Raw genomic sequence first — 15,209 nt, forward strand, 5'->3', positions numbered from 1 at the left:
GTCGTGCATGTCCCTGTCATGACCTCGCCCCTCGCCGGGCCGGGTCCGGACGAACCCAGAAAGGTACTCGGTCGTGACTTACGTGATCGCCCAGCCGTGCGTGGACGTCAAGGACAAGGCGTGCATCGAGGAATGTCCTGTCGACTGCATCTACGAGGGCAAGCGGTCGCTCTACATCCACCCGGACGAGTGCGTCGACTGCGGCGCGTGCGAGCCGGTCTGCCCCGTCGAGGCGATCTACTACGAGGACGACGTGCCGACGGAGTGGAGCGACTACTACCGCGCCAACGTCGAGTTCTTCGACGACCTCGGCTCGCCCGGCGGCGCCGCGAAGATGGGTCTCATCGAGAAGGACGACCCGATGATCGCCGCCCTGCCGCCGCAGGCCTGAGCCCTCGGCGCCGGCGCTCGTGGGACTCGCCGACCTCTCGGGTCTCGCCTATCCCTGGGACACGCTGACCCCGTACGCGGAGCGCGCGCGAGCGCACCCCCGCGGCGTGGTCGACCTCTCCATCGGCACGCCGGTGGACCCGACCCCCGCCGTGGTGCGCGACGCGCTCGCCGCCGCGTCCGACGCGCACGGCTACCCGACGACGCACGGGACGCCCGCCCTGCGCGAGGCGGTCTCCGCATGGTTCGCCCGCCGTCGCGGCGTCCCCGGCCTCGACCCCGACGCCGTGCTCCCCACGGTCGGCAGCAAGGAGCTCGTCGGGCTGCTGCCCTCGCTCCTGCGGCTCGGGCCGGGCGACGTCGTCGTGCACCCGCGGACGGCGTACCCCACCTACGACGTCGGCGCCCGCCTCGCGGGCGCGACGCCCCTCGCGACGGACGACGTCGACGCGTGGGCCGGGCGCGACGACGTGCGGCTGGTCTGGGTCAACTCGCCGAGCAACCCGACGGGCCGGGTGCTCGATGCCGCGCACCTCGCGCGCGTCGTCGCCGCGGCCCGCGAGATCGGCGCGGTCGTCGCGAGCGACGAGTGCTACGCGGAGCTCGCGTGGACCGGGCCCTTCACGACGACCGGTGTCCCGAGCCTGCTCGACCCGGCGGTGTGCGGCGGGTCGCACGACGGCCTGCTCGTCACCTACTCGCTCTCCAAGCAGTCGAGCATGGCGGGCTACCGCGCGGCGTTCGTCGCAGGTGACGCGGCGCTCGTCGCGGACCTGCTCGCGACGCGCAAGCACCTCGGCATGATCGTCCCCGCGCCGGTCCAGGCAGCGATGGTCGCGGCCCTGTCCGACGACGCGCACGTCGCCGCGCAGCGGGACGTCTACGCGCGCCGCCGCGAGGTGCTCGTCGACGCCCTCACCGGCGCGGGCCTCGTGATCGACCACTCCGAGGCGGGCCTGTACCTGTGGACGCGGCCCGCCGACGAGGCGGCCGGCGACTGCTGGCTGACGGTCTCCGCCCTCGCGGACCGGGGCATCCTCGTCGGGCCCGGGGCGTTCTACGGGACGGACGGCGCGGGGCACGTGCGCGTCGCCCTCACCGCGACCGACGAGCGGGTCCACGAGGCCGCGGCTCGACTCTCCGGAGGCCTCCCGCTGGCGTGACCTGGATCACAGCGGGTGTGGTGTTCTCGTGACGGTTCCTGATTGGTCACGTGCGGGTGAGGCGGGGTACGGTCGACCGCGCGGCAACGGCGCGAGCAGCAGCAGGAAGGGAACCATGACCACCACTCAGCAGGCGAAGGTCCGCCTCCTCGTCGACGACCAGGCGCAGGACCTGCCCGTGGTCGCGGCGACCGAGGGCAACGACGGCATCGTCGTGTCCTCCTTGCTCAAGTCGACCGGCCTCGTGACCGTCGACCCCGGCTTCATGAACACCGCGTCGTGCGAGTCGAGCATCACGTACATCGACGGCGAGGCCGGCATCCTCCGGTACCGCGGCTACCCGATCGAGCAGCTCGCCGAGCGGTCGAGCTTCCTCGAGGTCGCCTACCTCCTCATCCACGGCGAGCTCCCCGACGCCGCGACCCTCGACGCGTTCGTCGAGCGCGTCAACCGGCACACGCTCGTGCACGAGGACTTCCGCACGTTCATGGGCACGTTCCCGCGCAACGCGCACCCCATGGCGGTGCTGTCGTCCGCGATCAACGCGCTGTCCACGTTCTACCCCGAGTCGCTCGACCCGTTCGACGACGAGACGGTCGAGCTCGCGACGGTCCTGCTCCTCGCGAAGTCGCGCACCATCACGTCGTACCTGCACCGCCGCCGCGTCGGTGAGCCGCTGCTCTACCCGGACTACTCGCGCGGGTACGTCGACGACTTCCTGCGCATGACGTTCGCGACGCCGTACCAGCAGTACGAGGCCGACCCGGTCGTGGTCGACGCGCTCGACAAGCTGCTCATCCTGCACGCCGACCACGAGCAGAACTGCTCGACCTCGACGGTCCGCGTCGTCGGGTCCTCGCACGCGAACCTCTACGCGTCCGTCGCGGCCGGGGTCAACGCGCTCTCGGGCCCGCTGCACGGTGGCGCGAACGAGTCGGTGCTCACCATGCTCGACAAGATCGCGGGCGCGGAGTACGACGTCGACACCTTCATGAAGAAGGTGAAGAACAAGGAGGACGGCGTCCGCCTCATGGGCTTCGGCCACCGGGTCTACAAGAACTACGACCCGCGCGCGGCGATCGTCAAGAAGTCGGCCGACGCCGTGCTCTCCACCCTCGGCAAGAAGGACCAGCTCCTCGACATCGCCATGGGCCTCGAGGAGATCGCGCTCAACGACGACTACTTCATCGAGCGCAAGCTCTACCCCAACGTGGACTTCTACACGGGCCTCATCTACAAGGCCATGGGCTTCTCGCCCGCCATGTTCACGCCGCTCTTCGCGCTGGGCCGCATGCCCGGCTGGATCGCGCAGTGGCGCGAGATGATGAAGGACCCGCAGACCAAGATCGGCCGCCCGCGCCAGGTCTACGTCGGCGAGACCGAGCGCGACTACGTCGCCGTCTCCGACCGCTGACGCCCGTTCACCGAGACGCCGCGCCGCTCACCCCACGGTGAGCGGGGCGGCGTCTCGTCGTGCGCCCGGCGGCTACCCCCGGGACGAGACGCGAGACATGGCCCCGACGCGGGGTGCGTGAGGGCCGCTTCTCCCGTCTCGGCGAGGCACTGACCGCGACACCGCGCCGGCGCGAGCCGACGGCGGTCGGTCAGGACGCGTCGGGGACGGCGACGTGGACGCGCAGGGTGCCCGGGTCGAGCGGGGCGAGGTCGGCCGGGTCGGGGGTGGTCCACGTCGCGCCGTCGCGCGACCAGCGGCGGTCGCCGACCTCGACGGCGACGACGTTCGTGGCGTCCGCCGTCGCGACGGCCCACTGGGCGACGGCCCACGCCGACCGCTCGACGCCGCCGTCCTCCGCGGCGGCGGGGAGCGCGGACGCGTCGACCACGACCAGGCCCCCGTCCCCGCCGTCCGACGGCGCGACGCGGACGGCGTCGCCGAGGTCGCGCGCGACGCGCTCCCGGAACGGCTCGGCCGGGTCGCCGTCGGCCGGGACCTCCTCCGCCGGGACCGCCGCGAGGTCGCACGTGAGCGACGCGGGCGACCAGCCGGTCAGCGCGGACGCCCACGCGCGCGAGCGGGGTTCGTGCTGCGCGTACGCGTCGGGGAACGCGGACCGCTGGACGGTCTGCGCGGCGACGGTGACCTCCATGCCCTCGTACCCCTCGACCGTCTCGAGCGCGTCGTAGAACGTGTTGGTCGAGTAGACCGGGTCCATGATCTCCGCGACGGTGCCCCACCCCTGCGAGGGGCGCTGCTGGAAGAGGCCGACGGAGTCGCGGTCGCCGTAGTCGATGTTGACGAGCCGCGACTCCTGCAGCGCGGTCGCGAGCCCGATGGTGGCGGCGCGGGCGGGCAGCCCGCGCCGCACGGTGGCCCCGGTGATCAGTGCCGCGTTGTCGGCCTGCGTCACGGAGAGGTACCACGTGCGGCCGTCGGCGGTCGCGGCGCAGCGCTCCGCGACGGGCGTCGCGTCGTCGAGCCGGTTGAGCGCGACCACGACCGCGCCGACCCCCACCGCGGCCACCGTGACGAGGGTGACCGCGGTGCGCAGGGGGCGTCGGCGCGACCGGACGCGCCCCGGCGCCGGGGCGTTCGGGGAGCGCGGGGGCGGCGTCGTCGTCATCGTCGAGGCGGGGCGTGCTCGGGAGGGGCCGGTCAGTTCGCGTGCAGCGCGGCGTTGAGCTCGACGCCCGCGCCGGTCCGCGAGACCGCCTCGACCCCGCCGGTCAGCGAGTTGCGCCGGAAGAGGATGCCGGACCGGCGGGCGAGGTCGCGCGCCTTGACGACGAGCGGCTCGCCCGAGGCGTCCTGCTGCCCGACGACCGTCACCTTGGTCCCGGCGGTGACGTACAGGCCGGACTCCACGACGCAGTCGTCGCCGAGCGGGATGCCGAGGCCCGCGTTCGCGCCGAGCAGGGAACGCTGCCCGACCGAGATGACCTCGCGGCCGCCGCCGGACAGCGTGCCCATGATCGACGCGCCGCCGCCCACGTCGGAGCCGTCGCCCACGACGACGCCCGCCGAGATGCGACCCTCGACCATCGACGTGCCGAGCGTGCCCGCGTTGAAGTTCACGAAGCCCTCGTGCATCACGGTCGTGCCGGCCGCGAGGTGCGCCCCGAGGCGCACGCGGTCCGCGTCGGCGATCCGGACGCCCGACGGGACGACGTAGTCCACCATGCGGGGGAACTTGTCGACGCCGAGCACGGTCACGGGCTGGCCGGTCGCGCGCAGGCGCAGGCGCGTCTCCTCGAAGCCGTCGACGGCGCACGGGCCGTGGTTCGTCCACACGACGTTCGTCAGCACGCCGAAGAGGCCGTCGAGGTTCAGGCCGTGCGGGACGACGAGGCGGTGGGAGAGCAGGTGCAGGCGCAGGTAGGCGTCGGCGGTGTCGGCAGGGGCGGCGTCGAGGTCGATCTCGGTCCGCACCACGACGACGTCCACGCCGCGCAGCTCGTCGCGCTCGGCGAGCGCGTCGAGGGACGCGGGGACGGCGGCGTCCGCCGGGGCGGCGCCGAGCTCCGGCGCGGGGTACCAGACGTCGAGGGTCGTGCCGTCGTCGGTGACGGTCGCCAGGCCGTAGCCCCACGCCGTACGCGGCTCGGACGCGCCCGCCGAGGGGGCGGGCGCGGGGGTCGCAGAAGTCATGCGCCCCACCCTATCCGGCGCCGGTAGGGTGCTGGCGTGACCTCTCCCACCCCTGGCACCGGACCCGTGCTCGACCTCCACGGCGACCTCGTCGCCCTGTTCCGCGCGGTGTGCGACGTGCCGTCCGTGAGCGGGGACGAGCGCGCGCTCGCGGACGCGGTCGAGGCCGCGTTGCGCACGGTCGCGCACCTGGAGGTCGTCCGCGACGGCGACACGGTCGTCGCGCGCACGGTGCTCGGCCGGGAGCGGCGCGTCGTGGTCGCGGGCCACCTCGACACGGTGCCGCTCACGGTCCCGCCGAACCTGCCGACGCGCGTCGTCGGCGAGGGCGCGCACGCCGAGGTCTGGGGCCGCGGCACGGTCGACATGAAGGGCGGCGTCGCCGTCGCGCTCGCGCTCGCCGCGGAGCTCGACGCCCCGGAGCAGGACGTCACGTGGGTCTTCTACGACAACGAGGAGGTCGCGGCGGACCTCAACGGGCTCGGGCGCCTCGCGCGCAACCGCCCGGACCTGCTGGAGGCGGACTTCGCGGTGCTCGGGGAGCCCACGTCCGCCGGCCTCGAGGGCGGGTGCAACGGGACGCTGCGCGCCGAGGTGCGCGTGCCGGGCGTCGCGGCCCACTCCGCGCGCTCCTGGACGGGGACCAACGCGATCCACGCCGCGCACGAGGTGCTGGACCGCCTGGCCGCGTACGTCCCCCAGGAGATCGAGGTCGACGGCCTCGTGTACCGGGAGGGGATGAACGCCGTCGGCATCACGGGGGGCATCGCGGGCAACGTCGTGCCCGACGAGTGCGTCGTCACGGTGAACTTCCGGTTCGCCCCCTCCCGCAGCGTGGCCGAGGCCGAGCAGCACGTCCGCGACCTCTTCACCGGGTTCGCGGTCACGCTCACCGACGCGGCGCCGGGCGCGCGACCCGGCCTCGACGACGCGCTCGCGGCGGACTTCGCGGCGGCCGTCCTCGGCGTGACCGGCGGGGCGCCGGCCCCGAAGTACGGCTGGACCGATGTCGCGCGCTTCGCCGAGCTCGGCGTCCCGGCGGTGAACTTCGGCCCCGGGGACCCGCTGCTCGCGCACAAGGACGACGAGCGGTGCCCCGTCGGGCAGCTCGCGCTGTGCCGCGACGCGCTCCGTGCGTGGCTGACGGCCGCCCCTGCGGCATAGGCTCGTGACCATGAGCGACACGGTGCGTGACCAGCCAGGTTCCGACGACGGTGTGCCCCAGACGGGCAGCGGGTACCGCAAGGGGCCGGTGCTGCTGCGCGGGGACCAGATCCCGGGCCAGACGACGGACCAGCGCCTCCTCGACTCGCGGGGGAGCGCGGACTGGGTGCACTCCGACCCGTGGCGCGTGATGCGGATCCAGAGCGAGTTCGTCGAGGGCTTCGGGGCGCTCGCGGAGGTCGGCCCGGCCGTCTCCGTGTTCGGCTCGGCGCGCACCAAGCCGGACCACCCGGACTACGCGCTCGCCGAGGAGGTCGGGCGCCTCCTCGTCGACGAGGGCTTCGCCGTCATCACCGGTGGCGGCCCCGGCATCATGGAGGCGGCGAACAAGGGCGCGTCCGACGCCGGCGGCCTGTCGATCGGGCTCGGCATCGAGCTGCCGTTCGAGCAGGGGATGAACCGCTACGTCAACCTCGGCGTGAACTTCCGCTACTTCTTCGCCCGCAAGACGATGTTCGTCAAGTACGCGCAGGGCTTCGTCGTGCTGCCGGGCGGGTTCGGCACGTTCGACGAGCTGTTCGAGGCGCTCACGCTCGTCCAGACGCACAAGATCACCGAGTTCCCCGTCGCGCTCGTCGGGACAGACTACTGGACCGGCCTGCTCGACTGGGCGCGGACCGCCGTCGTGGGGCGCGGCATGATCAGCGAGCACGACCTCGACCTCGTCCACCTGTGCGACGACCCGGCCGAGGCCGTCGAGTACGTGTGCGACCGCGGCGCCGAGCTGCGCGCGGAGGAGCGCGAGGCGACCGAGGAGCTCGCCCGGGCGCAGGCCAGCGACGCGAGCTGACGGGCGCGGCACGATGACCGCAGGTCCCGGCGCGCCCGGCTCCGGTGCGGGCGAGCCGGGGACGCGCCCGTCCGAGGGCGCGCCCGTCCCGCTGCCGCCGCTCGGGGTGCCGCCGCGCGGCACGTCGCTCGTGCTGCGCGGGCGCGAGCTCGACCGGCCCGCCGTGATGGCCATCGTCAACCGCACCGACGACTCGTTCTACGCCGGCGCGCGCCAGCTCGACGACCGCCAGGCGCTCGCCGCCGTCGAGCGCGCGGTCCGCGAGGGCGCCGAGATCCTCGACGTGGGCGGCGTGCGCGCCGGGGTCGGCCCGGAGGTCACCCCGGCGGAGGAGATCCGCCGCGTCGTCCCGTTCGTCGCCCGCGTGCGGTCGGAGTTCCCGGAGCTCCTGGTCAGCGTGGACACGTGGCGGGCCGACGTCGCGCACGAGGCGGCGCTCGCGGGCGCGGACCTCGTCAACGACACGTGGGCCGGGCACGACCCGCGGCTCGTCGAGGTGGCCGGGCAGCACGGGATCGGGGTGGTGTGCTCCCACACCGGGGGAGCGCGGCCGCGCACGGACCCCGTCCGCGTCGACTACCCGGCCCGCCCCGGAGCGGCCGACCCGCGCGACGGCGTCGTGCAGGGCGTCGTGACGACGCTGCGGGCCGCGGCCGAGCGGGCGGTGTCGTGCGGCGTCCCGCGCGCGTCGGTGCTCGTCGACCCGACCCACGACTTCGGCAAGAACACGTGGCACTCGCTGCACCTGCTCCGCCGCACCGAGGTGCTCGCGGGTCTCGGCTTCCCGCTCCTCATGGCCCTGTCGCGCAAGGACTTCGTGGGGGAGACGCTCGACCTCCCGGTCGACGAGCGACTCGAGGGCACGCTCGCGGCGACGGCCGTCGCCGCGTGGCTCGGCGCGCGCGTCTTCCGCGCGCACGACGTCGCGGCGACGCGCCGCGTCCTCGACCTGGTCTCCGCCGTCCGCGACGAGACGGCCCCGGCAGCGGCCCTGCGGGGCCTGGCGTGACGACGCCGCGCACGGCCGCCCTCCCCGCGGCGCGGGCGCGGCTGCTGCGGCCCGCCACCTGGCGGTGGTGGGTGCAGGTGCTCGTGGTCTACGCCCTGGCCCGGGCGGTGAGCGCCGTCGTCCTGCTCGTCGCCGCGCGGTCCCAGGAGCACAACCTGTGGACCGACGCCGCGCCCTCGTACCTCGCCTACGTCGGCCGGATGTGGGACGCGAGCTGGTACGAGCAGATCTACGCCTCCGGCTACCCGGACACGCTCCCCGTGGGCCCCGACGGCGCCGTGCAGCAGAACGTGTGGGCCTTCTTCCCGCTCTTCCCCGCGCTCGTCCGCGCGCTCGACGCGGTCACCGGGCTCGGCTGGGAGGTGCTCGCACCGACCGTCGCGCTCGCGTGCGGGGCGGGCGCGGGGCTCGTCGTCCATCGGCTCGTCGCGACGGCCGGGGCGGCCGCCGTCGAGCGCCGCCCGGGCCTCCCGCTCGCGACGGTGCTGCTCGTGAGCGTCTTCCCCTCCAGCCCGGTCCTCCAGGTCGCCTACACCGAGTCGCTCGCCGTGCTCCTCGTGGCCGGTGCGCTGCTCCTGCTCGCGCGGCGCCGCTACGCCGGGGCGGCGCTCCTCGTCGTGCTCCTCGGCTTCTGCCGCGCGGTCGCGCTGCCGATGGCGGCGGTCGTGCTGTGGCACGGGTTCGCGCGGTGGCGCCGGGGGGACCTGCGCGGGCCCGACGCCGCCCGGCTGGGCGGGCTGCTGGTCGTCGCCCTCGGGAGCGGGCTCGTGTGGCCCTGGCTGTGCGGCGCGGTGACGGGCGTGCACCAGGCGTACTTCCGCACCCAGGAGGCCTGGCGCGGCGGCGCGGAGGTCGTGCCGTTCGTGCCGTGGGTGGACGTCTCGCGGTGGCTCGCGGGCGACGCCGGCCCGTGGCTCCTCGCGCTCGTGCTCGTGGTGGCCGCCGCGCTCGTGCTCAACCCGGTGGCGGCGCGTCTCGGCCCGGAGATGCACGCGTGGTCCGGGGCGTACCTGGCGTACCTCGTGGCGACCGTCCAGCCGGGCACGTCGCTCGTGCGCTTCCTCCTGCTCGCGTTCCCGCTCGGCGCGGTGACGGCCGGGTGGACGCGGTCGCGGGCGTGGCTCGCGGCGGTGACCGTCGCGTGCGTCGTGGGTCAGGTGTGGTGGGTCTGGTCGCTGTGGCGGCTGGTCCCGCCGTCGGGCTGGCCGCCGTGACCGGGACGCCCGGGATGTCGGCACGCGTGAACTAGACTGTCCCCCGGGCGTCGTCCGAGGTCGGACGCCCCTCCTCGCGCGTGCGGGGTGGACTCGGGACAAACGGAAATGGAGTGCCATCGATGGCTGCGATGAAGCCGCGGACGGGTGACGGACCGCTGGAGGTCACCAAGGAAGGGCGAGGCATCGTCATGCGGGTCCCGCTCGAGGGTGGCGGGCGTCTGGTGGTCGAGCTCAACGCGACCGAGGCCAGCGAGCTGGGTGAGGCGCTCCAGGCCGTGGTGGGCTGATTGCCCGCACGTGAGCGCCGGGTCTCCGGAACCTCGGAGATCCCGCGCGCGCTGCCGGAGGTGGTCGGTGCACGGGGCGCGCTGAGCGACGCCCCGCTCGTCGACGAGGCACAGGCCGACGCGGTCGTGGTCGCCGTCGCGCCGCCGCGCGAGGCGGAGGACGGGCTGCAGCCGCGCGCCGGCACGGTCGACGCGACCCTGCGGTACGGGGTCGACCTCGCCGAGCTGGCCGAGCGCGCGGGTGGCCCGGGCTTCCGCGGCGCGGCCGGCGAGGTCGTGCGCGTGGACCTGCCGCGCGCGCACGTCGGGTCCACGACCCGGCTCCCGTGGGCGGGCCTGCCGCCCCGCCTCCTGCTGCTCGGCGTGGGCGCAGGCACCGCGACGGACCTGCGCCGCGCCGGGGCTGCGCTGGCCCGTGCGTCCCGGGGCCTCGAGCGGGTCGTGAGCGCCGTGACCGCCGACGCCGGGGCGGTCGAGGTCCGCGCCTACGTCGAGGGCTACCTGCTCGCCGCGTACGCCCAGCCGCGCCGCGGCGACGCGTCCGCCGGCGCGCAGGACGCCGCCGCGCAGCTCGTGCTGCTCACGCCGCCCGACCGTCCCGACGTGGCGGCACCGATCGAGGCGGCGACCCGCGCGGCCGCCGCCACGTGGCTCGTGCGCGACCTCGCGAACACGCCGTCCGACGTCAAGGACCCGGCCTGGTTCGCCGACCGCGCCCTCGGGCTGGCCGACGCGCTCGGCCTCGACACCACCGTCCGCGGCCCCGCCGAGCTCGCTGGGGAGGGCTTCGGCGCGCTCCTCGCCGTGGGCGCCGGCTCGGCGCGCGGGCCCCGGCTCGTCACGGTCACGTACGACCCCGCGGACCACGGCGTCACCCCGCCGACGGACCGCTCCGCGCCGCGGCACGTGGTCGTCGTCGGCAAGGGCATCACCTACGACACGGGCGGCCTGTCCATCAAGCCGCGCGAGGCGATGGTGCCCATGAAGACCGACATGGCGGGCGCCGCCGTCGCGCTCGCCGTCGTGCTCGGGGCCGCCCGGGCGCGGTCGGACCGGCGCGTCACCGCGGTGCTGCCGCTCGCGGAGAACCACGTCGGCGCGGCGTCGTACCGGCCCGGTGACGTGCTGCGCACGTGGTCGGGGCGCACGGTCGAGGTCGCGAACACGGACGCCGAAGGCCGCCTCGTCCTGGCCGACGCCGTCGGGTACGCGGTGCAGGAGCTCGCCCCGGACGTGCTCGTCGACGTCGCGACGCTCACCGGCGCGGCCAGCGTGGGCCTGGGTCGTGGTCACGGCGCGTTGTTCGCGACCGACGACGCTGTCGCCGACGCGCTCGAGGACGCCGCCCGCACGACGGGCGAGCGGGTGTGGCGCATGCCCCTCGTCGAGGACTACGCGGGTGCCCTGCGCTCCGACGTCGCCGACCTGCGGCACGTCCCGGTCGAGAGCCCCGGCGGCGGGGCCATCACGGCCGCGCTGTTCCTCCGGGAGTTCGTGGGCGACGTGCCCTGGGCCCACCTCGACGTCGCGGGACCGGCGCGCGCGACGGCCGACCGGCACGAGGTCGTGGCCGGGGCGACGGGCTTCGGCGCCCGGCTGCTGCTCGAGGCGCTCGACCGGCTCTGACCTGGCCGGTCAGCGCCGGACGGCGAGCAGGAGACCGTCGCCGCTGGGCAGCAGCGCCGGCAGCACGCGCTCATCGGACCGGAGCGACCGGCCGACCTCGCGCACGATCGTCGTGACCTCGTCGCGCCGCGCGGGGTCGGCGACGCGGTCGTGCGAGAGCGCGCCGTCGACCGCCAGCACGCCGCCCGGCCGCAGGAGGCGCAGCCCCTGCTCCACGTACTCGGGGTAGCTGTGCTTGTCGGCCCCGACGAGGACGAGGTCGTAGGCGCCGTCGGTGAGGCGGGGGAGCACGTCGCTCGCGCGGCCCGGGATCGTGCGCGTGCGGGACGCGGGCACGCCCTCCTCCGCAAACGCCGCCTTCGCCGCGCGCTGGTGCTCGACCTCGACGTCGATGGTCGTCAGCACGCCGTCGGCGGGCATGCCGCGCAGGAGCCAGATCGAGGCGACGCCCGTGCCGGTGCCGATCTCGACGACCGCGCGGGCCGCGAGGGACGCGGCCAGGACCTGGAGCACGGCCCCGACGCCCGGGAGGACCGCGGGGCAGCCGAGCTCGGCCGCGCGGTCGCGCGCCCGCAGGAGGACCTCGTCCTCGGGGACGAACTCCTCGCTGTACACCCAGCTCGCCGCCTTGGCGCTGCGGTGGGTGCCGACGTCGCTGGTGATCAGGTCCTCCTGGTGGTCCCTCGTCCGGCCCCGGGGCCGGGCCGGCACTGTCTCGGATCGTACCCGCCCCCTCCCACGCCGGCCCGTTCCCGCGCCGCGCGCGTGTGCACGGGCCGTGGACGTCGCGCGCACGTCCCGCGGGAGCCGGGAACACGCGCCGGGGGCGGGACGTTCTTCTGGGACGATGGACCACGTGGACGACGCACGACCGAGGACCAGCACGCACGGCCAGCAGGACGCGGGCACGTGGGTGCCGCCGTCGTGGGACTCGATCGTGCGCGAGCACTCGGCGCGGGTCTATCGGCTCGCCTACCGCCTCACCGGCAACCGCCAGGACGCGGAGGACCTCACGCAGGAGACGTTCGTCCGGGTGTTCCGCTCGCTGTCGAGCTACACCCCGGGCACGTTCGAGGGCTGGCTCCACCGGATCACGACGAACCTGTTCCTCGACCAGGTGCGGCGCAAGCAGCGCATCCGGATGGAGGCCATGGGCGACGACGACGGGCACTACCCGGCACGCGCCGAGGCCCAGCCGGAGCGCGGGTTCGAGCACGCGAACCTCGACCACGACGTGCAGCGCGCGCTCGACGCGCTCTCGCCCGAGTACCGGGCCGCCGTCGTGCTGTGCGACATCGAGGGCCTCTCCTACGAGGAGATCGCCGTCACGCTCGGCATCAAGCTCGGCACGGTCCGCTCGCGGATCCATCGCGCGCGCTCCCAGCTCCGCGCCGCCCTGCCGCACCGCGACCCCGCGGAGCGTCCGGCGTCGGACGGCGCTCCGACCGCCGTGGGCGCCCGGGGGGCGGCGTGACCCATCTCGGCTCGCGGCTCTCCGCGCTCGTCGACGGGCAGCTGTCGCCCGCGGAGGCGGAGCGCGCCCTGGAGCACGTGGCCTGCTGCCCGCGGTGCGCGGCAGAGCTCTCCGCGGCCCGGGCGGCCCGGCGCGCGCTGAGCGCGGCCGGGCCGGTGGAGCCGGCGCCGGACCTCGCCGCGCGCCTGCTCGCGCTGTCCGCCCAGATCCCGCCGACGGACGGCGACCCGCTGCGCGCGGCGCCCGCGCCGAGCGACCCCTGGGCGGAGACCGCGACGCTCCCGCGCGGCGCGTGGAGCGGCGAGGTGCGCCGCGGCTCGCTCCGGCGGCGGGTCGTCGGTCTCGTCGTCGGCGGCGTCGGCGTCGCGGCGGTCGGCCTCTTCGCGCTGGGGGAGAGCCCGCTCGTCACGCCGGACCTGCACCGCAGCGACCCGCTCACCGTGCTCGCGCAGGCCGCGCCCCGGGCCACGGGCGCGCTCGTCGTCGGCGGCGCGCGGACCGACGGTCCGGACGGCGGGTCGGGCGGGGGGACGGTCGCCGACGGCGGCGCGTCCGCCCTCGCGGCGCTCGCCGCGCAGGGCTGGACCTGCCCGACGCCGCTCCCCGAGGGCTTCCGCGTGGCCGACGTGCGCGACGACGCGCGGCGCGGCGTGCTGGAGATCGACCTCGAGGCGCCGGGCGGGGAGGCGGTCGTGCGCGAGCAGACCGGCCTGCTGGACACGTCGGCGCTCGCGGGCGGCGAGACGTGGGACGTCGACGGTCGCCGCGTGCACGTGCTGTCCGAGGCGCCGTGGCACGTCGTGTGGCAGTCGGGCGACACGGTGATCGACGTCGTCGCCGACACCGAGCAGGAGACGGTCGCCGCCCTCGTGGCGGCGTTCCCGGCCCGTGACTACGATGCCGGGGTCCCGGCGCGCATCTCCCGGGGCTGGACGACCATGACAGGAGCGCTCGGCACCTCATGACCGACCCCCAGACCGGACCGGAGCAGCCCGGTCCGCGCGACGCCGCGCCGAACCCGTTCGCGCCGCCGTCGGCCTACCGCAGCGTGCCCGTCCCGCCGTCCGCCGAGGCGCCACGGCCCACGGAAGCCCCGCGGCCCGCCGAGGGCGCTGCGTCGGGGCACGTCGCGCCCCCGCACGGTCCGGGACCGGTCCCGCCGCCGCCCGCAGCGCCCGCGGAACCCTCGGGCTCCGGGCCCACGGACCCCTGGGAGCGGCTGAGCGCCTTCGGCCAGCCCGAGGCGCCGACGCGCCCGGGCGGGTCCGTCGACCCGACGCTCGTGGGCGTGCCCCGCGGCGCCGTCGGCACCGCGCCGCGACGCGGCCTGCGCCCGGCCGCCGTGGCGGGCGTCGCGGTGCTCGCGCTCGTCGCGGGCGCCGTCGGCGGCGTCGCGGCCGACCGCCTCACCGACCCGCAGCCCTCCGGCTCCTCGGTCTCGGCGCTGCCACCCGCGAGCGTCGAGCCCGGCGCGGACCGCCCCGACGGCTCGGTGGCGGACATCGCCGCGACCGTGCTGCCCAGCGTCGTCTCGCTCCAGGTCCGCGGGGCCGACGGCGTCGCGACCGGCTCGGGCTTCGTGCTGCGGGAGGACGGCTTCATCCTCACGAACAACCACGTCGTCGCGTCGGCCGCCGACGGCGGCGACATCGTCGTGCTCTTCTCCGACGGGCACGAGAGCCCGGCCGAGCTCGTCGGGCGGACGGTCGACTACGACCTCGCGGTCGTCAAGGTCGAGGACTCCGGCCTCACGCCGCTCGCGCTCGGTGACTCCGACGAGGTGGTCGTCGGGGACCCGGTGGTGGCCATCGGCGCGCCGCTCGGGCTCAACGGGACCGTGACCACGGGGATCATCAGCGCGCTCAACCGCCCGGTCCAGGCGGGCGCCGCGGCGGAGACGGCGTTCATCAACGCGATCCAGACGGACGCCGCGATCAACCCCGGCAACTCCGGCGGCCCGCTCGTCGACGGCCGGGGCCAGGTGGTCGGCATCAACTCGGCCATCGCGCAGCCGCCGGGGAGCGGCGAGGCCACGGGCAGCATCGGGCTCGGGTTCGCCATCCCGTCGAACCAGGCCCGCCGGACCGCCGAGCAGCTCATCGCCGACGGCGTCGCGACGTACCCCGTGATCGGCGTGCTCCTCGACCAGCGCTACCAGGGCGAGGGCGTGCAGGTCTCGACCGACGCGCAGTCCGGGACGCCCGCGGTGACGCCCGACGGCCCGGCGGACGCCGCCGGGATCCGGCCGGGAGACGTGATCCTGTCCATCGACGGCCGGCCCGTCACCGAGTCGGACGAGCTCATCGTCGCGATCCGGGCGAAGGCGCCGGGGGACGCGGTGACCCTGCGCGTGCGGACCGGCGACCAGGAGCGCGACGTGCGCGTCGTCCTCGACGAGGCCACGAGCGAGTAGTCTGTCGGC

The 15,209-nt window shown here is 75.6% G+C and carries 15 protein-coding genes; 12 read left to right on the forward strand and 3 right to left on the reverse strand.

The annotated features are described in order from the left end of the window. The first annotated feature begins 73 nt into the window (after nt 1-73). From fdxA to BJP59_RS04485, 3 genes are all read left to right on the forward strand, one after another. Entirely contained in the window at nt 74-391 is a 318-nt protein-coding gene (fdxA, locus tag BJP59_RS04475) for a ferredoxin (protein ID WP_024841122.1), read from the forward strand. Between the two features lie 19 nt (nt 392-410). Then, nucleotides 411-1,553: a succinyldiaminopimelate transaminase gene (gene dapC / locus BJP59_RS04480; protein WP_194522302.1), complete on the forward strand. Its 1,143-nt coding sequence runs from the start codon at nt 411-413 to the stop codon at nt 1,551-1,553. Nucleotides 1,554-1,668: 115 nt separating this feature from the next. Continuing rightward, nucleotides 1,669-2,967 carry a citrate synthase gene (locus tag BJP59_RS04485; RefSeq protein WP_021482791.1) on the forward strand — a complete coding sequence of 433 codons (1,299 nt, stop codon included), beginning with the start codon at nt 1,669-1,671 and terminating at the stop codon, nt 2,965-2,967. A gap of 190 nt (nt 2,968-3,157) precedes the next feature. Here BJP59_RS04485 and BJP59_RS04490 read toward each other — a convergent pair whose 3' ends face one another. After that, complete coding sequence (locus tag BJP59_RS04490; protein WP_194522303.1) at nt 3,158-4,135, reverse strand: hypothetical protein; 978 nt, start codon at nt 4,133-4,135, stop codon at nt 3,158-3,160. Between the two features lie 32 nt (nt 4,136-4,167). Next, nucleotides 4,168-5,160, reverse strand: coding sequence for a 2,3,4,5-tetrahydropyridine-2,6-dicarboxylate N-succinyltransferase (dapD, locus tag BJP59_RS04495; protein ID WP_194522304.1), 993 nt, complete (start codon nt 5,158-5,160; stop codon nt 4,168-4,170). A 36-nt stretch (nt 5,161-5,196) separates the two neighbouring features. Here dapD and dapE point away from each other — a divergent pair, with 36 nt between their 5' ends. The 6 genes from dapE (at nt 5,197) to BJP59_RS04525 (ending at nt 11,313) form a co-directional block, all read left to right on the forward strand. Beyond that, nucleotides 5,197-6,324 (forward strand): succinyl-diaminopimelate desuccinylase, encoded by a 1,128-nt coding sequence (gene dapE / locus BJP59_RS04500; RefSeq protein WP_228485273.1) that lies wholly within the window; start codon nt 5,197-5,199, stop codon nt 6,322-6,324. Nucleotides 6,325-6,334: 10 nt separating this feature from the next. Then, nucleotides 6,335-7,174 (forward strand): TIGR00730 family Rossman fold protein, encoded by an 840-nt coding sequence (locus tag BJP59_RS04505; RefSeq protein WP_194522305.1) that lies wholly within the window; start codon nt 6,335-6,337, stop codon nt 7,172-7,174. Nucleotides 7,175-7,187: 13 nt separating this feature from the next. Next, nucleotides 7,188-8,183 carry a dihydropteroate synthase gene (gene folP, locus BJP59_RS04510; protein ID WP_194522306.1) on the forward strand — a complete coding sequence of 332 codons (996 nt, stop codon included), beginning with the start codon at nt 7,188-7,190 and terminating at the stop codon, nt 8,181-8,183. Beyond that, complete coding sequence (locus tag BJP59_RS04515; protein ID WP_194522307.1) at nt 8,180-9,397, forward strand: hypothetical protein; 1,218 nt, start codon at nt 8,180-8,182, stop codon at nt 9,395-9,397. Before folP ends, BJP59_RS04515 begins: the two co-directional genes overlap by 4 nt. 122 nt (nt 9,398-9,519) lie before the next feature. After that, nucleotides 9,520-9,687 (forward strand): DUF3117 domain-containing protein, encoded by a 168-nt coding sequence (locus tag BJP59_RS04520; RefSeq protein ID WP_064506638.1) that lies wholly within the window; start codon nt 9,520-9,522, stop codon nt 9,685-9,687. 60 nt (nt 9,688-9,747) lie between these two features. Further along, complete coding sequence (locus BJP59_RS04525) at nt 9,748-11,313, forward strand: leucyl aminopeptidase family protein (RefSeq protein WP_228485274.1); 1,566 nt, start codon at nt 9,748-9,750, stop codon at nt 11,311-11,313. Between the two features lie 9 nt (nt 11,314-11,322). On the opposite strand, the gene BJP59_RS04530 is transcribed toward BJP59_RS04525, so the two are convergent. Further along, the gene (locus tag BJP59_RS04530) at nt 11,323-11,976 is read right to left on the reverse strand and encodes an O-methyltransferase (RefSeq protein ID WP_061267694.1); all 654 of its coding nucleotides are present in this window, start codon (nt 11,974-11,976) and stop codon (nt 11,323-11,325) included. Between the two features lie 184 nt (nt 11,977-12,160). Between BJP59_RS04530 and sigE the strand changes: the two genes are divergently transcribed. The 3 genes from sigE to BJP59_RS04545 are packed head-to-tail and all read left to right on the forward strand — an operon-like array spanning nt 12,161 to nt 15,200. Then, entirely contained in the window at nt 12,161-12,787 is a 627-nt protein-coding gene (sigE, locus tag BJP59_RS04535; RefSeq protein WP_194522309.1) for an RNA polymerase sigma factor SigE, read from the forward strand. Then, complete coding sequence (locus BJP59_RS04540; protein WP_086151492.1) at nt 12,784-13,752, forward strand: zf-HC2 domain-containing protein; 969 nt, start codon at nt 12,784-12,786, stop codon at nt 13,750-13,752. Before sigE ends, BJP59_RS04540 begins: the two co-directional genes overlap by 4 nt. Then, entirely contained in the window at nt 13,749-15,200 is a 1,452-nt protein-coding gene (locus tag BJP59_RS04545; RefSeq protein WP_194522310.1) for a S1C family serine protease, read from the forward strand. The genes BJP59_RS04540 and BJP59_RS04545 overlap by 4 nt, the downstream gene beginning before the upstream one ends. Nucleotides 15,201-15,209 lie beyond the last annotated feature (9 nt).

This window comes from Cellulosimicrobium sp. JZ28 (genome assembly GCF_015327065.1).
GTDB lineage: Bacteria > Actinomycetota > Actinomycetes > Actinomycetales > Cellulomonadaceae > Cellulosimicrobium > Cellulosimicrobium funkei.